Source organism: Halomonas sp. KG2 (genome assembly GCA_030440445.1).
Taxonomy (GTDB): Bacteria; Pseudomonadota; Gammaproteobacteria; order Pseudomonadales; family Halomonadaceae; genus Vreelandella.
Genome location: CP098528.1, coordinates 1,847,254 through 1,865,196 on the forward strand (window position 1 = coordinate 1,847,254; position 17,943 = coordinate 1,865,196).

Below are 17,943 nucleotides of genomic sequence, written 5' to 3' on the forward strand. Positions count from 1 at the left end.
CGATGGGTGCGACTCTGCCACTAGCGTGTAGTTCCTTTGGGGCAGAGGGTGGTGCTGGCGAAAGCTTTGCTCTAGGCTGGCCAACTTTTAAGCTTTTCCCGTTGTTGATGTGATTTTAAATTCTCATGAGAGAGCGTAATGAAGGTAGTTCATATTAGTCAGAGCGCCCCGCGTAATGCGTGTTTGGCAACCTTGTGTGCCAAGGTATACGGTCAGCAAGCTGGGTTAACGCCGCTGGTGGTTTTTACCGGAACGAAAAACGTACTGTTTGACCAAGAGGCAGCCCGTCTGTTGGCGGGTGTCGATGGCGATGGTAAACCCTTGGCGCTAGCATTGCTGGTGTTGGATGAGGCTGGCGAGGGGATGACGGTAACCCACGCTTGTGAGTTTGTTGATGGTGCTAAAGCGCGTTTAATCAGTGAGTTAAGCCTCAAAGCCCCGCTGCGCGTTGAGGTAAGTGATGCCACCCAAGAAGCGTTCTATCAGCAGTGCGGGTTTAAGCGCTGGTTTGATGGTGCACAGGGGCAACGCATTGGTTTAGGCGCTCGCCATCCTGTTAAGCAGAGTACTGACCTGACGCCCACTTTGAGCCTTGATGAAGCGCTAATACTGCGCCGATTTAAGCATGATCCCGCTGCATTTACTGAGGCCAAAGAGGCTTTTTTGTCAGGCTTAAACAACTTTCCGACCACGCTGTAGGCTAAAAACAACGCAGCGTTCCATTTTATGCAACAAACTTGCACGCTGGTGTCATGATGTTGGCTGTTTTCCTGGGTAAAATAGCGGCATGTTTTATCTTTACTTAAAGGGAAAAGCGTATGGCGCTAGCAATGATGGATACTAATAAACGCTATGGGATAGTCAGCCGCCTGCTTCACTGGGGGATGGCACTACTATTTGTATGGCAATTCAGCAGTGCTGCAGCGCGGGTGTTTTTCGAAGACACTCCGCTTGAGTCTTTTTTATGGGGGACTCATAGCCAAGTGGGCGTTGCGCTCTTGGCGCTTGTGGTCGTGCGAGGCGTCTGGGCGTTAATCAACGCTTCGCGTCGCCCGGCGTCAGTTAGTGTAATGGCAAAATTGGGGCACTTGGCACTGTATGGTTTGATGATTGCGGTGCCCACGATTGCGCTGATTCGTCAGTATGGTTCAGGTCGTGCGCTGGATGTATTTGGGGTCAACCTAATGCCCGGTTTTGATGGTGAAAAAATTGCCTGGATGACAGAGCTTGGCGGTTTGCTGCATGGCGAACTTGGTTGGGCACTGCTGGCGCTGAGTGTGGGGCATGTGGTGATGGCAATTTTGCACCGTAAATTGACCAACCATGATGTGCTGTCACGCATGGCTTAGTGAGATGAGCTAGTCGATTAGGTGTGCAAAAGCGGCGCGTTCCATCGAACGCGCCGCTTTTTTGATTACCATTTCAGATGCAATGGTAATGCCGTTCCTTGCGATGAATTACTACTTAGCTAACTCGCGCATCGCTGTCTCCAGGCCTTCCATGTTCATGGGATACATGCGGTCATCGATTACGTCACGAATTAACTGGGTCGAGTAGGTGTACTCCCAGGCACGGGGTGGCATAGGGTTTAACCACGCCAAGCGTGGAAACGTATCAGCCAAGCGTTTTAGCCACACGCCTCCGGGTTCATCATTGAAGTGTTCCACGCTGCCGCCCGAATGAGTGACTTCGTAAGGCGACATGGCGGCATCACCGACAATCACTACCTGATAGTCTGCCCCGTAGGTGTGCAACACATCCATGGTTGGGATGCGCTCGTTCCTCCGACGCATATTATTACGCCAAACCCCTTCGTAGAGGCAGTTGTGGAAGTAGTAATGTTCCAAGTGTTTGAATTCGGAGCGTGCCGCTGAGAACAACTCTTCGCAGACGCGAATATGATCATCCATCGACCCGCCGACGTCCAAAAACAGCAGCACCTTCACCGCATTATGGCGTTCGGGGCGCATTTGGATATTGAGTAGCCCCGCATCCCGTGCAGTTTCGCGGATGGTGCTGTCCACATCAAACTCGTCCAGCGCTCCTTGACGGGCGAACTTGCGTAGCCGCCGTAAGGCCATTTTGATATTGCGGGTGCCCAGCTCAAGCGAGTCATCGTAATCGCGAAAACGCCGCTCATCCCAAACCTTGGTCGCGCGACGGTGGCGCGAGCCATCCTGGCCAATACGTATGCCTTCGGGGTTGTAGCCATACGCTCCAAAAGGGCTGGTGCCACCTGTGCCAATCCACTTGTTGCCGCCCGCGTGGCGCTCTTTTTGCTCTTCCAGGCGCTTTTTAAAGGTCTCAATTAGTTCTTCAAGACCACCTAGTGACTCAATTTTGGCTTTCTCTTCGTCGCTGAGCTGTTTTTCAAATTCGCGTCGCAGCCACTCATCGGGAATGAGCGCCTCAATTGCCGAGTCCATATCTTCAAGGCCTTTAAACCAGGCGGCAAAGGCGCGATCAAAGCGGTCAAAGTAGCGCTCATCTTTGACCATGACCGTACGCGCCACTTGATAAAACGCGCCCATATCGGCAAACACGACGCCACGTTCGACCACCGCGTGCAGGTCGAGCAATTCGCGCAGAGAAACGGGCACACCAGCACGTTTGAGGGCATCAAACAGACCAATAAACATGGCTTAGCGCCCCGTACTCTTTTGGCGACGCATCATAAATGCCAGGCGTTCTAGCAGGTGAGTATCCTGCTCGTTTTTAACCAGCGCGCCCGCCATCGGTGGTAGGGCTTTGGCCGGGTCGCGGTGATAGAGCGCTTCCTGAGCCAGTTCGTCGGCCATTAGCAGCTTGAGCCAATCCACCAGCTCTGAGGTAGAGGGTTTTTTCTTGAGCCCAGGGGCGTTGCGCAGATCGAAAAACACTTCCAAGGCTTCGCCGACCAGCCTGGGGGCGATATCCGGGAAGTGAACATCCACAATCGCCTGCATAGTTTCGCGGTCGGGGAACTCGATGTAATGGAAAAAGCAGCGACGTAGGAAAGCATCGGGCAGCTCTTTTTCATTATTCGAAGTGATCACGATAATTGGGCGTTGTTCGGCGCGAATGGTTTCACCGGTTTCATAAACATGAAACTCCATACGATCCAGCTCTTGCAGCAGGTCGTTGGGAAACTCGATATCCGCTTTGTCGATTTCATCAATCAGCAGCACCACGCGCTCGCCCGCGGTGAAAGCTTCCCACAGCTTGCCGGGTTTGATGTAGTTACCGACATTTTCCACCCCTTCAACGCCCAACTGGGAATCGCGTAGGCGGCTGACGGCATCATACTCATAAAGCCCCTGAGCAGCTTTGGTGCTGGACTTGATATGCCAGGTGATCAGCTTGGTGCCCAGGGATTCGGCGAGCTCCTCGGCCAGCAGCGTTTTACCGGTACCGGGTTCACCTTTGATGAGTAGTGGACGCTGCAGCACAACAGCAGCATTGACTGCCTGCTTGAGAGCATCAGTGGCAATATAAGAAGAGGTTGAATCAAACGCCATGGGGGAGCCTCGGCTTGTCGAAACGCGTTGTTTAAAAATAGATTCAAACAAGTGTACGTGAGGGTAAACCCCAAGGCCAACTCGTCGATAGCGCGATTGGCTTTCAGCCCTGCCAGTTGGGGGGCACAATCCCCTGGCGCTGCATTTGCCGGTATACCGTGGGACGCGAAACGCCTAGCTCACGGGCAACTGCGCTGATATTCCAGTGATGTTGCTTGAGTAGGTGGATAAGCGAACCAGAAAGGGGGTCATTGGTGTTCGTTGCCAGTTGGGCCGCCGCGTGGTGAGTAATACGTTGACTAAGGCACTGCTCTGGCAGGTCGTGAACGGTTATTTCGTCACTTTCTGAGGTGGCGAGGGCAAAGGCGAGGGCATTTTTGAGCTGACGAATATTGCCGGGCCATGAGTACGCGAGTAGCGCACTGATGGCATCCGCGCGCAGGCGCGGCGATATTTGCGTGGCGCGTTCGGCGGCGACGTCTTCAAATACGCGGCGAATAACAAACAGTTTATCGGCGCGTTCGCGTAGCGCGGGCAGTCGAAGCTGAGCACCGTTTAGCCGGTAATAGAGGTCTTCGCGGAATTCCCCTTGCTGGATCATTTCTTCGATATGGCGATGGGTGGCTGTAATAACGCGAATATCGATTTTAACTGGCGTGTTAGCCCCCAGCGGCATCACTTCCCGTTCGGCCAGCACGCGCAACAGTCGGGTCTGCAGCGCTAATGGCATATCACCGATTTCGTCTAAAAACAGCGTGCCTCCATGGGCCTGTGGAATAAGCCCGCGCATCCCTTTTGAGCGGCCGCCGGTGAAGGCGCCTGGTTCGTAACCAAACAGTTCGCTTTCAATCAGTGACTCGGGAATGGCTGCACAGTTGACGGCAATAAATGGTTGTTTGGCGCGGTTGCCGCTTTCGTGCAGCGCCCGTGCAACGACCTCTTTGCCGGTGCCGGTTTCGCCGCTAATCAGTACGTTCACGTTAGCTTCATTGCGCAAGCGGTCGGCTAGTTTTTGCACTTTGCGCATCGCAGGGTCGTCGGCACCCAGCCGGGCTAAGGGGGCCGGCAGCTCAGAAGAAAGCGGTGTTGCCCGTTGCGCCATGCGGGGGCGGCGGGGTTCTAGCAGACTTATAAAGTGGATGGTGTTGCTGGCGCGAGCGCGGAAGGCACGCAATTGATCATCAGTACCGCTATTAATACTGAGTATATCGGCGATCTCACACTCGAATAGCTCACCCAGCATAGGGGTGTGATTTGCCGACCAAGGGGGCCAGCGATGCTGGTGTTCGGCGATTAGCTCGCGGCCTACGGCGTTGGCAGCGATGACCTGTCCATTCTCTTCAATGGCGATTAAGCCACGCCCGTTGACGTGGACAAATTCCCGGGAAGTATCTAGACGCACCATCAGGCAGTCGCGGTAGCGCTGCAGAAAATAGGCATCCTCAATCATGCGCGCATAAAGTGTTACCAACGATAGGCTGAAATTTTGGCTTTCGTGCTGGGTAGGCGACTGCAGCGCGGAAATGTCTAACACAGCCATCACATTACCCTGAGGGTCAGCAATAGGAGCAGCGGTGCAGGTCAGCGAGATATGGGATGCATCGAAGTGTTCTTGGCGGTGGCAGATGATGGCTTGACGATCATGCAAACAGGTGCCAACAGCACAGGTGCCAGCAAAGCGTTCATCCCAGTCTGCCCCCAGGTAGAGGCCTGCTTTGCGTAATTGCTGGTCCTGGTTCGGATCACCGCGAAACTCAACGGTAATGCCGCGGTGATCGGTAACGAGTAGTACGTAGCCAAGCTGCGCTATTTGCCCATAAAGCTGATCGACCCCGGCGCGGGCGACATGCAGTAACTCATCAACAGACTCGCGGTGCTCAATCAATGTTTGCTGCGGCACGACCCGTGCTGGGCGTGGATGAGTGGGGTCTAGTTGATACTCGTTCAGGCAGCGCAGCCAGGAACGACGAATGGTGGCTTGCGCAGGCAAGCTGGGGGTATCGAGTCCTTCACCGAGCTGAAAAATATGCTCGATATGTCGACGTTGTTCAGATTGAAGCCGTGTAGGTGCAAGCGTGGAGTGCAGCATGGCGTTACTCGTTGGGCGCTATCGTTATTGTTCTTTCAGCCTATGCGCTTTACCCCCAGAGTCAACGTGGTCTGCTTACGCCGTTAGTCGTGCGTTACACCTGTAACGTTTAGCTGTAAACAGCGTGACAGGTGTACGGCACTTTCGCTGCCTTATCTATTTGTCTGTATGTGGATAAATTATATATTTTTCAGTTGCTTATTTTTTATATGGTTGGTTTGGCACGGCGGCTGCTATGTATTGGGTGCATCACAGTTAACTCAACAATAACAAATGCACATGGAGTACCCGCTATGTCAAAGATAACGGCACAAGTCCAGCAAACCCCCACGGAGACTGTTCAAGCGTGGCTGCACGATTTCGATACTGCCCTTCAAACCCAGGATATTGAGCGAGTACTGTCGCTGTTTGGAGACGAGTGCTACTGGCGTGACTTTCTTACGTTTACCTGGAATTTAAAAACCTGCGAAGGCAAAGATGAAATTCAGGCCATGCTCAATGCCACGCTCAACAACGCACAGCCCACAGACTGGCAGTTAGACGGCGAGGCCACTGAAAACGGCGGCATCTACGATGTGTGGTTTACTTTCAATACGGCGGTTGCCCGTGGTAAAGGCTATTTGCGCCTAAAAGAAGACAAGTGCTGGACGTTGTTAACCACCATGCAAGCACTGAACGACTACCCTGAGCAGTGCAATCACCATCGTCCCAAAGGGGCTGAGCACGGTGCCAATAAGCAGCGTGAAACGTGGTTGGAGTCACGGGAGCGTGAAGAAGCGGAGCTGGGCTACACTCAGCAGCCTTACTGCGTGATTATTGGCGGTGGCCAGGGGGGTATTGGTTTAGGCGCACGGCTCAGGCAACTGGGTGTGCCGACGATCATCATTGAGCGCAACGAGCGCGCGGGAGACTCCTGGCGTAAGCGCTATAAGTCGCTCTGCTTGCACGATCCAGTGTGGTACGACCACCTTCCCTATATCCCTTTCCCAGATAACTGGCCGGTATTCGCCCCGAAAGACAAAGTGGGTGATTGGCTGGAAATGTACACAAAAGTGATGGAGCTCAATTATTGGAGTTCCACCGAGTGCCAGAATGCTAGCTACGACGAAGCCGCAGGTGAGTGGGTGGTTAAGGTTAAGCGCAACGGCGAAGAGATCACGCTACGGCCCAAGCAGTTGGTAATGGCTACCGGTATGTCTGGGATGCCCAATGTGCCGACATTCCCGGGGGCAGAAAACTTTGCAGGCGAACAGCAGCACTCTAGCCAGCACCCGGGGCCGGATGCCTATAAAGGTAAGAAGTGCGTCATTGTGGGCTCTAATAACTCGGCCCATGACATTGCCGCCGCGCTATGGGAGCACGATGCCGATGTCACCATGCTGCAGCGTTCATCGACCCATATTGTGAAGTCGGATTCGTTGATGGAGGAGGTGCTGGGGCCGCTTTATTCGGAAGAGGCTGTGGCGAATGGGTTAACCCATGAAAAAGCCGATCTAGTGTTTGCCTCGATTCCGTACAAAGTATTACCGGATTTTCAGCGCCCCGCTTTTGAAGCGATTAAAAAGCGTGACGCCGAGTTTTACCAAAAGCTTGAGAGCGTAGGCTTTATGCTTGATTTCGGTGACGATGAATCCGGGCTGTTTTTGAAATATTTGCGCCGCGGTTCGGGCTATTACATCGATGTGGGAGCCTGTGATTTGGTGGCCAGTGGCGACATCAAGCTACGCAGTGGTGTGGGCATTGAGCGTATTAACTCACACTCCATCACGCTGACCGATGGCAGCGAGCTTGATGCTGACTTGATTGTTTATGCCACCGGCTATGGCTCGATGAATGGCTGGGCGGCGCGGCTTATTTCTCAAGAAGTGGCCGATAAAGTCGGCAAGTGCTGGGGGCTAGGTTCCGACACCACCAAAGACCCGGGCCCATGGGAAGGAGAGCTGCGCAATATGTGGAAGCCCACTCAACAAGAGGCACTGTGGTTCCATGGCGGTAACCTACACCAGTCGCGGCACTACTCACGTTATTTAGCGCTGCAGTTAAAAGCACGCATGGAAGGGCTAGATACCCCTGTCTATGGCCTGCAGCCAGTTCATCACTTGGGCTGAGCGTTTATGCGAGTCGGTATACCGGCTCGGTTCAATTAATTAAAGAGGAGAGACGCTCATGCAATTGAATGGAAAGACGGCATTAGTCACTGGCGGAGGGCGTGGCATAGGCCAGGGTATTGCGATGGCACTGGCAAAAGCTGGTGCGGATGTGGCCGTCGCTGACTTGGATATTGAAATTGCAGAAGAAACGGCTGCTAAGGTCGAAGCGCTTGGCCGCCGTAGTATTGCGCTACAGGTCGATGTTTCGTCCTCCGAATCGGTGCATATGCTGATACAGGCGGTGCAAGAATATTTCGGGCAACTAGATATTGCTGTCAATAACGCAGGAATTATCAGCATTCATTCGGTTGAGGAGCTGTCTGCGCAGGAGTGGGATCGTGTTATGGCGGTCAATGCTAAAGGTACATTTCTGTGTACACAGGCTGAGTTAGAAGTCATGCGGCCACGCCGATATGGGCGGATAGTCAACGTCTCTTCCATCGCTGGCAAGGTTGGGTTTCCTAATCTTTCCCATTATTCCGCTTCTAAGTTTGCGGTCATTGGCTTTACCAATGCTGTCGCTAAGGAAGTCGCATCCGATGGCGTGACAGTGAATGCGCTATGCCCTGGGGTCGTCGGCACTGGTATGTGGCGGGGAGAAGATGGTCTCGCTGGGAGGTGGCGTGAAGAGGGGGAAACTGAGCAGGCCTCCTGGGAGAGACATCAAAAAACCTTACTGCCTCAGGGCGAAGCGCAAACGCCCGAGGATATGGGGCAACTGGTGGTCTATCTGGCTTGCGCTGAACACGTAACTGGACAAGCAATTGCAGTAGATGGGGGATTCTCTCTGTGACCTACAGCAACGACGAAAAGAGCACTATGCAGGCAGCGGTTTGGTATGCAGCGAAAGATCTGCGTGTTGAGCAAATGCCGATACCGACGATTAACGACCCTCATGAGGTAAAAGTTAAGGTGGCGGCGTGTGGTATTTGTGGTAGCGATTTGCATGAATACGCCGCTGGGCCGATTTTTATTCCGGTCGATAAGCCTCACCCCATTAGCGGTGAGCAAGCACCGATTATCATGGGGCACGAATTCGCTGGTGAAGTGGTTGAGGTGGGCGACAAAGTAACCCGGGTGAAAGTGGGCGATCGCGTTGCCATAGAGCCGATCCTTTCACCTAACCAGAACGGTGCTTATCAGATGGAGCGCTACAACCTCACGCCACTATTGGGTTTCCATGGCCTTTCGGGTGGCGGCGGCGGCTTCTCGGAGTTCACCGTGATGGGGGAGCACATGGTGCATAAGCTGCCGGATGACCTCAGCTTCGAGCAAGGGGCACTGGTAGAGCCAGCGGCGGTTGCTTTGCATGCCGTTCGTCAAAGTAGCTTGAAGGCAGGTGATAGCGCAGCAGTATTTGGCGCGGGCCCGATTGGCTTAATGACCATCGAGGCACTAAAAGCGGCAGGCGCCGCGCAAATTTACGCCGTCGAGGTAGCACCTTCACGTAAAGCGAAGGCCGAAGCGCTTGGCGCTATCGTGGTCGATCCGCAGCAAGAAGATGCAGTGGCTAAGCTACAAATGTTGAGCAACGGTGGTGTTGACGTAGCGTTCGAAGTGACCGGCATTCCCGCCGTACTGAATCAGTCCTTGCACTGTACCCACGAAGGCGGAGAAGTGATCGTGGTCAGTATTTGGGAAGGGGAGGCCAGTTTCCATCCCAACGATCTGGTCATTAAAGAGCGTACCATGAAGGGCATTATTGCCTATCGCCATGTTTATCCGGCGGTAATGGCACTCATGCAGCGAGGCTACTTCCGCGCTGAAGATATGGTAACCCAACGCATCCCGCTAGCAGATATTGTTGAAGAGGGATTCGAAGCGCTGTTGAGTGATAAAGCGCAGGTGAAAATAATCGTCACGCCCTAGCGCCGTTGCGGGCAATGACCAAAGGCCATCTTATGATGGCCTTTTTTGATTTAATAATAACGGTTTTTAACTAATTGATAATAAAAAGATAGTTTTTATAATTCATGAAGCGTAAATGTAAAAATAGTGTAACCGACGACAAAAGCTGAATTAATGCATACATTTTACTAATCAAAACGATCTAAGCAGCATTGCTGCATGAATGACGCTATCCATTACCTAAGAAGAGGGTGTCGCCATGGTAAAGGGTGAGCAAGCAAGGCTACGGGCATTGCGCCAACTGGCGCTTTTGGATACCCCTCCTGAAGAGCGTTTCGATAGAATTGCTCGACTGGCGATCCAGTTTTTTGGTGTGGAGGCTGCGCTGGTAACGTTAGTCGATGAAGATCGCCAATGGTTTAAATCCCGACAAGGGATCGCACTTACCCAAACGTGTCGCACAGAGTCGTTTTGTGCCCATACCATTCAGGAAGAAGGAATTTTTGAGATTGAAGATGCCAGCCAAGACAGCCGTTTTAAAGACTATGTGCTGGTAAAGGCGCATCGAGGGATACGTTTCTATGCGGGTGTACCGATGACAACGACGAATGGCTTCAAGGTAGGCACGTTTTGTCTCATTGACTCCGTGCCACGACGTTTAAATGAGCAGCAGCGTCAGGTGTTAAGAGACTTAGCGGCATGTGCTGAAGATGAGATCAACCGATCACACTCGAAGCACTGCACTAGACAACGCTAAATAGAATTTACCATAGGGCGATTCGTTATGAGGCAAAACCAGCCTGCCATGCTCATAGATGGTGCGCTTTGGCATTGATAACAATGCATTACGATAAGTTTTAAGTATTTATTTTTAATAAGCTATTGTTTTTGATTGATAAAATTTAAATTGGCACGCGGCTCGCTATGTATTAGGTAAGAAGCAAATGAACAGAGTTCCTGCGTTAAATGGGTGTCTCTTCCTTCTTTGCTACATCGCCCCGACAGAGATTGGTAAGCGATACACTGAGTGAGCTGGCGTGCTCCACCTGGGTCCCCTTCGGGGGACTTTTTTTATGTTTGTCCTTTGTGCTTGATTTTTATAACCGATGCTGTTCGCCGACAGTGCTCGATATGTAAAACTTATATTAAAATAACACAACAAGTTTGGAAACGCTGTTCGATTGGTATATATTGTATAGGTAGCTGGAGTTACCGGCACCAATCCCGAGTAAGATGTAAGAGGATTACCCTGATGAGTAAATTAAAATTAGTATCTGCTGCTGTTCTTACCGCTAGCGCATTGATCGCCAGCCAAGCAGCACTCGCTTACGAAGCAGGTGACGTTTTCGTACGTGGTGGTGTCGCCCAAACGGATACGGGTTCTGGAAATGGCAATGTTGGCGCGGCAGACCTAAACGTACAAAGCGCGCGAGGATTTACGTTTGGCGCGGGTTACCTGTTCACCGATAAGCTTGGCGCTGAACTGAACAGCTCCGAGAAGTTTGAACACGACCTCAATACCAGTCCTGGTGGCAGCGCAGGCAGCGTAGACCGCCTGCCGATTAATCTGTTGGTTAACTACTATCCGATGGGCGGTTTAGACTCTAAGGTTCAGCCTTATGTAGGCGTTGGCCTGAACTATACTCGCTTCTCAGGCGAGCCCACTGGCTTAAGCGTTGATGAAAGCTATGGCGCGATCGGTCAGGCAGGGGTTGATTTAGCGGTTACCGATAACGTCATGTTAAATGGTTATGTTAGCTATGCAGACGTGAATGCCGACATCAATGCAGGTGGTAACAAGGTCGGTAAAGTAAACATGGAACCCGTTACTATCGGTGGTGGCGTTACCTACCGCTTCTAACGAGAAGTGCGCAGGGTGATTTTGCCCGCGATCTGATAGTCGCCCGGCCTGGGGAGTTAATCCTTGAGCCGGGCGTTTTGTTGATTAGGGGGTCAAGTTTTTGAAGCCGCTCTCTGTGACAACGACGTTATCTTCAATACGAATGCCGCCACAGTTGGCTAACGAGTCAACGACTCTCCAGTTAATCGGTAGTGCTTTGTCGCGCAATGGTTCCAGCAGCATAGGGATATAGTAGAACCCAGGCTCTATCGTTACTACCATGCCGGGGCGCAGCGTACGAGTTAAACGTAGCGCTGGGTGATGTTCAGGAGCGGGCGAGGGCGTTCCATCTGGATGGCGAAGCCCTGCCACATCATGAACCTGCAGCCCTAACGAATGCCCTAAACCGTGTGGGCAAAAAGCTCGCGTGATTCCCTCATCAATTGCCTGTTCTGCGCTGCCCTGAAAAAGGTCATTGGCAATAAGGATATCTGCCAGCAAACGATGCATTTGCTCATGTAGCGCAATGAACTCGACGCCTGGAGCAACGCTTTCCACCAACGTGTCTTTTACCTGGTGAATACCGTCAATTAAATCACGATAGATGTCTGGCGCGTCAGGGCCTGCATAGGTGCGTGTAATATCAGCGCAGTAACCGCGAAAACGACGACCAGCGTCAACCAATAGGCTATGTCGTTGCGTAGGACTATTCAGGTCATAGTGTTGGTAGTGTAATACGCCCGCATGATCATTTAGCCCAATAATGTTCTGATAGGGGACATCAGACTCCCGCTGCCTGCTGGCAGCCAGGTAGGCCAGTTGAATATCTAACTCAGCTGATGCGCCAATAAATGCAGCCTGCGTGGCTTGATGTCCTGCTATGGCAAGCCGGTTGGCTTCGCTTAAGCAGGCTATTTCATAAGCAGTCTTAAACATGCGCAGTTCATCTAGGGCTCTAACCAGCGGTTCAGGCTGATACTGCGCGTCTAATGCTTGACGTGTGGTGGCCTCAATATCGCCGATTACTGCCGCGCGACCCACTAACGTTGGTGTGGTCTTTTCGCTACACAGATGAATATCAAACTCAGTTACCCATGGCTCTTCAGGCAGGCGAGTAGGCAAATGCCAGAAATCTGCCGGCGCATACAAATACAGCTGCGGGCGCTTGCCGGGTTGAATCACCAGCCAACTGTGCTGAATATCGGCCATGCCTACCCAGTGCATAAAATGGCCGTAAGTTTGGAAGGTTGGCGTTTGGTCGTCGCCAAAGTGTGCGCTGGCGTGGCCGCTATAGATGGCTAAGCTATCGAGACTGTGATTGGTTAACAGGTCTGCATAAGCTTGCTGTAAATGCGCTAAGTGTTCGCGCTGCAGGTTAAACAAAGAAGCTGACATTCAAGTAGTGTCCTTTTTTCAATGACGGCTCGGCCATAAACCTGATGATGGTATCAAGTCGGGCTATTGCTTTAACTTCGGACTTAACTGCGTGGTGGAGCAAGCTCACTCCACAGGCTATCCAGCTCTGCGTGATGTTGGTTTTGGTGCCGATATAGTCGTAGCTCCATCGGGACATCCCAGCGGCTATCGCCGGCTCTGATTAATGTGCCGTTGGATAGCTCAGCAGCTATGTTGCGTTCGGGCAACCAGCTCATGCCGTAGCCGAGAAGCACCAACTCTTTAATACCCGCCGCATAAAGGTTTTCACTTTGCGCCGTGAGGTAGGTGCTTTGCGGTAAGCGGGCGAGATGCGCCTTTACCGCTGAGCCCAATAAGCCGCGCTTTGGATAGGCCAGACAAGGCGCGGGTTGCTGGCGCGAGCCGGGTAGCAACGCGCAAGGGGTGCCATTCGCATCTAGGCCTGTGACAGGAATCAAACGCTCGTGGCCAATGATCCGATACGTGCAGGCACTGGTATCGATATCTAAATCGCAACGCCCGATTGGCCAATAGCAGATAGCCAGATCGCACTCTGCTCGACCAAGCGCTTGAAAATAGTCGCTCGCCGCCCACCCGGTTGCTCGCAAATAGGGCTGTATGCGCTCTTGCCAACCCGTAGCAGCCAGCCATTCTGGCAAAAACTGCGGGAGTAGGCTCTGTGGAGCAGCCACCATGATACGGCGCTGCTGTCCGGCGCTGATTTCTCGCACGCGGTCACGGGTTAAGCGCACACGATCAGTTACCTGTTCGCACAGCGTCAGGAACTCCTCTCCCGCGGGGGTTAGCGAAAGTGGCAACGTTTGCCGATTGACCAGTGTCACGCCCATCTCTTCCTCTAGCAACTTAATGCGTCGGGAAAAAGTGGGCTGTGTGACGTGCTGTTCATCCGCTGCGCGAGAGAAGTGTCGCGTTCTGGCCAGGGCGATAAAGTCTTCTAGCCAGCGAATTTCCATGTCTTACCTCGTCGTGCTGCCAAACGTGATGCTGTCGTTAAAACTGGCGTCATAGGCGACCTTCTTCAACAGCGTGGCACGCAACGCGAGTGCCGTCATCCTGCGTTTGCAGGGTAGGGATTTCCTGATGGCAGCGGGCGTTGGCATAGGGGCAACGGCCATGGAATACGCAGCCGCTCGGTAAGTTGACCGGCGTAGGCACTTCTCCGGTAAGACGAATATGCTGGGGGCGGTCATCTTTTAGGCGTGGAATAGCGGATAGCAGCGCCTGTGTATAGGGATGGCGCGGTTTCGCAAATAGCGTTGCCGTTGTGGCCACTTCACACACAGTGCCTAAATACATCACCGCTACGCGGGTACCAAAGTGCTCCACAACCGCCAAATCGTGAGTGATAAATAGATAGGTCAGGTTGCGCGCTTGTTGTGCCTCCATCAGCAGGTTGAGCACTTGCGCCTGAATGGAGACATCCAGTGCCGAAATGGGCTCGTCGGCAACAATAAACTCAGGATCAACGGCTAGGGCGCGTGCTATGGCGATACGCTGGCGCTGACCGCCGGAAAATTCATGGCCAAAACGCTTGCCCCAGTCGGGGTCTATTCCCACCGACCCCATCACCTCTTGGACCTTATCGAGTATCTTCTCACGGTTCCAGTCTGGGTGGTGCAAACGCAGCGGTTCTTCCAGCGTTTGCTGAATCGTCATCCGTGGGTTAAGCGAGGCATAAGGATTTTGGAAAATCATCTGCATGCGCTTGCGATAAGGCAATAGCTGGCGAGAGCTCAAATTATCAATACGCTGCCCGTCATAGCGGATTTCACCCTCTGTGGGGGTGAGTAAGCCCATTACCGTGCGTGCCACGGTGGACTTACCGCAGCCAGATTCACCGACCACGCACAGCGCTTCACCGCGTTTGATATCAAGGTTAACGCCATTAATCGCATGTACATGCTCTTGGTGACGCACCAGCTTGCCGCCTTTAAAGCGCAGCTGTTCCAAAAAATCCCCTGATAATGAAAAGCGCTTCTTAAGGCCACGAATTTGTAGCAACGATTCGCTGCTCTCTTCATTTTGCGTGGGCGCAGCGTTGCGCGCTTCTACCTGAGCACTCATGACGTTTCCTCCTTCAGGCGACGATCTTCAAGCATTTCAGCCACCATATGGCAGGCGACACGGCAATTGCCGGATTCGACAAATTCAGGCACTTGCTGGGTGCAGGCAGGCCGTGGTTGACCATCTGCTCTATTGATGAAGTCGCAGCGAGGATGAAACGCGCAGCCGCTAGGTAAGTTAGAGAGTGACGGCATGCTGCCACGGATCTGGTTGAGCTTTTCGCCTGGGGTCGCCATTTGCGGTAACGCGTTGATCAGCCCTTGGGTATAGGGGTGCTGAGGATCGTTGATGATTTCCCGTGTGAGGCCTTGCTCAATAACGCGACCGGCGTACATAACCAGCATGCGTTGGGTGACCTGACTCACTACCCCCAGGTCGTGGGTGATGAGAATCAGACCCACGTTGTGCTGTTCGCATAGCTCAAGCAACAGCGCCATGATTTCCGCTTGGATGGTCACGTCCAGGGCGGTAGTCGGTTCATCGGCAATGATAATATCGGGGTCGAGCAGTAGGGCGATGGCGATAATAATACGCTGACGCATACCGCCGGAAAGCTCATGAGGGTACTGATCCAAGCGTGTTTCTGGCGAGGGGATTTGTACCTGCTGCAGCTTATCCAGGGCAATCGCGCGGGCTTCTTTGGTGGAGATACGTCGATGGGCTTTTAAACACTCGACCATCTGCTCACCAATCGAGAGCACGGGGTTCAGCGTCATCATCGGATCTTGAAAGATCATCGAGATGCGGTTACCGCGTATTTTGCGCAGGCCGCGCTCAGACATGGTGTTAAGCGTCTGACCTTCGAACGTTATGCTGCCACCCGCTATAAAGCCAGGTTTGGCGATTAGGTTAAGTAGCGAGAAGGCGGCCACGGATTTACCCGCGCCAGATTCGCCTACGATACCTAAGCGCTCGCCGCGCTCCAGGGTAAAGTTGACATCGCGTAGAGCACGCACTTCACCTTGGCGAAGGGCAAAACGTACATCGAGTTGAGAGACTTCAAGTAGTGCCATGGTGTCCTCAGCCTTTATAGAGTCGTGGGTTCATGACATCACGTAGCCAATCGCCCAATAGATTGATAGACAGCACCAGCACAATGAGTACTGCTCCAGGAATCAGAGTGATCCACCAAGACCCCGATTGGATATAATCAAAGCCCGATTTGATGAGTGACCCAAGCGATGGGTGGGTTTCTGGCATTCCCAAGCCTAAAAATGACAGCGCAGCCTCTGAAATAATCGCGTTGGCAATCTGCACCGTTGAGATAACAAAAATCGGCGACATGGTATTAGGCAGCACATGGCGGAACATAATGCGTTTGCTACGTAGCCCCATGACGCGTGCAGCATCGACGTACTCTTTGTTTTTCTCAGCTAGCACTGAGGCGCGCACCGTACGTGCGTACTGCGGCCACTCGGCTAACCCAATAATCAAAATAAGCATGAGCACGGCATATTGGCTGTAGAACGCGCTGCCCATAGTGGCTTTCACTAGAGCGCCCACGACGATCGCGACCATCAGGGTAGAAAATGACAGCTGGATATCGGCCAAGCGCATTAACAACGCGTCGACGCGGCCGCCTAGATAGCCTGCCATTAGGCCGAACGTTACGCCGAGCAGTGCTTGAAGTATGACCGCGCCAAAGCCAATTAGTAGCGATACGCGGGTTCCGTAGAGAATAATCGACCATAAATCGCGCCCTTGAGCGTCGGTGCCTAAGCTGTAACGCTCATCGGTACCCTCAATCCAAAAGGGAGGCAGCTCGGACGACATAATGTCGATTTGAGCCAGATCATAAGGATCGGTAGGGGCTAGCAATGGGGCTGAAAACGCTGCGATCACTAAGCAAATAAAGACTGCGAGGCACAGTTGAGCCGTGCGGTCGCGTTTGAAGCTGTACCATAAATAGGAGTCGCGCAGGCGTTCCCAGCGGCTGGGTGCAGTCGTTGTTGTGGGCGTTGTCATGCGGGCTTACCTGTCAGTTTTACGGTGGGGTTAACGAAGCCGTAGATCAAATCCACAATGGTATTCGTCACCACGAAAATGACGCCGACAATCATCAGGTAGGTAACAATCAGCGGAATATCGGCTCGGTTAATAGCATCAAGGAACATCAGTCCCATGCCCGGCCATTGGAAAACGGTTTCGGTCAAAATGGTGTAAGCCACCATGGTGCCGATTTGTACGCCACCAACGGTGATAACCGGCAGCATGGTGTTTTTAAGCGCGTGCACAAAGTAAACGCGTCGCATTGAAATGCCTTTGGCTCGGGCGTACTTCACGTACTCTGACTGCAGCACTTCCATCATTTCCGCACGAATCAGGCGGATAAACAGCGGCAACATAATTGAGGCGAGTGAAATAGCGGGCAATGCTAGGTGCTGTAAACCACTCCACGTGGCCAAGTTAGTGTCCCAGTGGCCTACCACATGTACTAAGTCATAGCCGCGGCCAAACGATGGCATATTGCCTTCTGTCGATAGCAGGCCATTTAGCCAAGCTCCCCAACTGGTACTTTCAGGAAACGGCGTGATAGTGATGCCAATCGAAAAAATCTGAATCAATAAGATGGCGGTCAAAAACACCGGTATCGAAATGCCGATGATCGAAGCCCCCATAAAAAAACGTGATATAGGTGAGCGAGGTTTTATCGCGCTATAAACGCCAATCGGTACTGAGAAAAGCACAATAATCAGCGTGGCGGCGAACACCAGTTCGAGCGTTGCAGGCAAATGCCGGGCGATAACCTCCAGCGCAGGTTCACGATAAAAATAAGAGTCGCCAAAATCGCCTTGAACGGCGTTTTTCGCAAAGCGTACATACTGAACTAAAAACGGATCATTTAAGCCCAAGCGCTCGCGAATGGCTTCACGTTCGCTTTCGGGAACCGACTGACCGACCATCTGTTGTACAGGGTCACCCAGGTTATCCTGGATGGCGAAGGCCAGTACACTGATGACAAACATCACCAATATCGCGTGCATCAGGCGCTTGATTAAAAAAGCAATCATGGCGTAC

General features: G+C 52.7%; 16 protein-coding genes. 7 read left to right on the forward strand and 9 right to left on the reverse strand.

Annotated features, from left to right (window positions below):
* Nucleotides 1-138: 138 nt before the first annotated feature.
* Nucleotides 139-699, forward strand: a complete 561-nt coding sequence (locus NDQ72_08580; protein WKD29981.1) for a hypothetical protein — start codon at nt 139-141, stop codon at nt 697-699.
* 119 nt (nt 700-818) lie between these two features.
* Complete coding sequence (locus tag NDQ72_08585; GenBank protein WKD29982.1) at nt 819-1,349, forward strand: cytochrome b; 531 nt, start codon at nt 819-821, stop codon at nt 1,347-1,349.
* A gap of 111 nt (nt 1,350-1,460) precedes the next feature.
* On the opposite strand, the gene NDQ72_08590 is transcribed toward NDQ72_08585, so the two are convergent.
* The 3 genes from NDQ72_08590 to NDQ72_08600 form a co-directional block, all read right to left on the reverse strand.
* Nucleotides 1,461-2,639 (reverse strand): VWA domain-containing protein, encoded by a 1,179-nt coding sequence (locus tag NDQ72_08590; protein ID WKD29983.1) that lies wholly within the window; start codon nt 2,637-2,639, stop codon nt 1,461-1,463.
* Nucleotides 2,640-2,642: 3 nt separating this feature from the next.
* Nucleotides 2,643-3,497 (reverse strand): MoxR family ATPase, encoded by an 855-nt coding sequence (locus NDQ72_08595; GenBank protein ID WKD29984.1) that lies wholly within the window; start codon nt 3,495-3,497, stop codon nt 2,643-2,645.
* Between the two features lie 103 nt (nt 3,498-3,600).
* On the reverse strand, nt 3,601-5,586 hold the full coding sequence (locus tag NDQ72_08600; GenBank protein WKD29985.1) for a sigma-54-dependent Fis family transcriptional regulator: 1,986 nt from the start codon (nt 5,584-5,586) through the stop codon (nt 3,601-3,603).
* Nucleotides 5,587-5,879: 293 nt separating this feature from the next.
* Between NDQ72_08600 and NDQ72_08605 the strand changes: the two genes are divergently transcribed.
* The 5 genes from NDQ72_08605 (at nt 5,880) to NDQ72_08625 (ending at nt 11,445) form a co-directional block, all read left to right on the forward strand.
* A complete protein-coding gene (locus NDQ72_08605; protein WKD29986.1) occupies nt 5,880-7,694 on the forward strand; it encodes an NAD(P)/FAD-dependent oxidoreductase in 1,815 nt (604 codons plus the stop codon).
* Nucleotides 7,695-7,752: 58 nt separating this feature from the next.
* A complete protein-coding gene (locus NDQ72_08610) occupies nt 7,753-8,529 on the forward strand; it encodes an SDR family oxidoreductase (GenBank protein ID WKD29987.1) in 777 nt (258 codons plus the stop codon).
* 26 nt (nt 8,530-8,555) lie between these two features.
* The gene (locus NDQ72_08615; GenBank protein WKD30366.1) at nt 8,556-9,605 is read left to right on the forward strand and encodes a 2,3-butanediol dehydrogenase; all 1,050 of its coding nucleotides are present in this window, start codon (nt 8,556-8,558) and stop codon (nt 9,603-9,605) included.
* 238 nt (nt 9,606-9,843) lie between these two features.
* Nucleotides 9,844-10,341 carry a GAF domain-containing protein gene (locus NDQ72_08620; protein WKD29988.1) on the forward strand — a complete coding sequence of 166 codons (498 nt, stop codon included), beginning with the start codon at nt 9,844-9,846 and terminating at the stop codon, nt 10,339-10,341.
* Nucleotides 10,342-10,836: 495 nt separating this feature from the next.
* Complete coding sequence (locus NDQ72_08625) at nt 10,837-11,445, forward strand: outer membrane beta-barrel protein (GenBank protein ID WKD29989.1); 609 nt, start codon at nt 10,837-10,839, stop codon at nt 11,443-11,445.
* 84 nt (nt 11,446-11,529) lie between these two features.
* Here the strand turns inward: NDQ72_08625 and pepQ are convergent, their stop codons facing one another.
* The 6 genes from pepQ to NDQ72_08655 form a co-directional block, all read right to left on the reverse strand.
* Entirely contained in the window at nt 11,530-12,819 is a 1,290-nt protein-coding gene (gene pepQ / locus NDQ72_08630; protein WKD29990.1) for a Xaa-Pro dipeptidase, read from the reverse strand.
* An 83-nt stretch (nt 12,820-12,902) separates the two neighbouring features.
* A complete protein-coding gene (locus NDQ72_08635) occupies nt 12,903-13,814 on the reverse strand; it encodes a LysR family transcriptional regulator (protein ID WKD29991.1) in 912 nt (303 codons plus the stop codon).
* A gap of 49 nt (nt 13,815-13,863) precedes the next feature.
* Nucleotides 13,864-14,925 (reverse strand): ATP-binding cassette domain-containing protein, encoded by a 1,062-nt coding sequence (locus tag NDQ72_08640; GenBank protein ID WKD29992.1) that lies wholly within the window; start codon nt 14,923-14,925, stop codon nt 13,864-13,866.
* The gene (locus NDQ72_08645; GenBank protein WKD29993.1) at nt 14,922-15,938 is read right to left on the reverse strand and encodes an ABC transporter ATP-binding protein; all 1,017 of its coding nucleotides are present in this window, start codon (nt 15,936-15,938) and stop codon (nt 14,922-14,924) included. Before NDQ72_08645 ends, NDQ72_08640 begins: the two co-directional genes overlap by 4 nt.
* Nucleotides 15,939-15,945: 7 nt before the next feature.
* Nucleotides 15,946-16,890 (reverse strand): ABC transporter permease, encoded by a 945-nt coding sequence (locus NDQ72_08650; protein WKD29994.1) that lies wholly within the window; start codon nt 16,888-16,890, stop codon nt 15,946-15,948.
* Nucleotides 16,887-17,936, reverse strand: a complete 1,050-nt coding sequence (locus tag NDQ72_08655) for an ABC transporter permease (GenBank protein WKD29995.1) — start codon at nt 17,934-17,936, stop codon at nt 16,887-16,889. Before NDQ72_08655 ends, NDQ72_08650 begins: the two co-directional genes overlap by 4 nt.
* Nucleotides 17,937-17,943: the final 7 nt, after the last annotated feature.

Coding starts and splice junctions, on each gene's coding strand:
- NDQ72_08580 (WKD29981.1), top strand. CDS start 139: ATGAAGGTAGTTCATATTAGTCAGAGCGCCCCGCGTAATGCGTGTTTG.
- NDQ72_08585 (WKD29982.1), top strand. CDS start 819: ATGGCGCTAGCAATGATGGATACTAATAAACGCTATGGGATAGTCAGC.
- NDQ72_08590 (WKD29983.1), bottom strand. CDS start 2,639: ATGTTTATTGGTCTGTTTGATGCCCTCAAACGTGCTGGTGTGCCCGTT.
- NDQ72_08595 (WKD29984.1), bottom strand. CDS start 3,497: ATGGCGTTTGATTCAACCTCTTCTTATATTGCCACTGATGCTCTCAAG.
- NDQ72_08600 (WKD29985.1), bottom strand. CDS start 5,586: ATGCTGCACTCCACGCTTGCACCTACACGGCTTCAATCTGAACAACGT.
- NDQ72_08605 (WKD29986.1), top strand. CDS start 5,880: ATGTCAAAGATAACGGCACAAGTCCAGCAAACCCCCACGGAGACTGTT.
- NDQ72_08610 (WKD29987.1), top strand. CDS start 7,753: ATGCAATTGAATGGAAAGACGGCATTAGTCACTGGCGGAGGGCGTGGC.
- NDQ72_08615 (WKD30366.1), top strand. CDS start 8,556: ATGCAGGCAGCGGTTTGGTATGCAGCGAAAGATCTGCGTGTTGAGCAA.
- NDQ72_08620 (WKD29988.1), top strand. CDS start 9,844: ATGGTAAAGGGTGAGCAAGCAAGGCTACGGGCATTGCGCCAACTGGCG.
- NDQ72_08625 (WKD29989.1), top strand. CDS start 10,837: ATGAGTAAATTAAAATTAGTATCTGCTGCTGTTCTTACCGCTAGCGCA.
- pepQ (WKD29990.1), bottom strand. CDS start 12,819: ATGTCAGCTTCTTTGTTTAACCTGCAGCGCGAACACTTAGCGCATTTA.
- NDQ72_08635 (WKD29991.1), bottom strand. CDS start 13,814: ATGGAAATTCGCTGGCTAGAAGACTTTATCGCCCTGGCCAGAACGCGA.
- NDQ72_08640 (WKD29992.1), bottom strand. CDS start 14,925: ATGAGTGCTCAGGTAGAAGCGCGCAACGCTGCGCCCACGCAAAATGAA.
- NDQ72_08645 (WKD29993.1), bottom strand. CDS start 15,938: ATGGCACTACTTGAAGTCTCTCAACTCGATGTACGTTTTGCCCTTCGC.
- NDQ72_08650 (WKD29994.1), bottom strand. CDS start 16,890: ATGACAACGCCCACAACAACGACTGCACCCAGCCGCTGGGAACGCCTG.
- NDQ72_08655 (WKD29995.1), bottom strand. CDS start 17,936: ATGATTGCTTTTTTAATCAAGCGCCTGATGCACGCGATATTGGTGATG.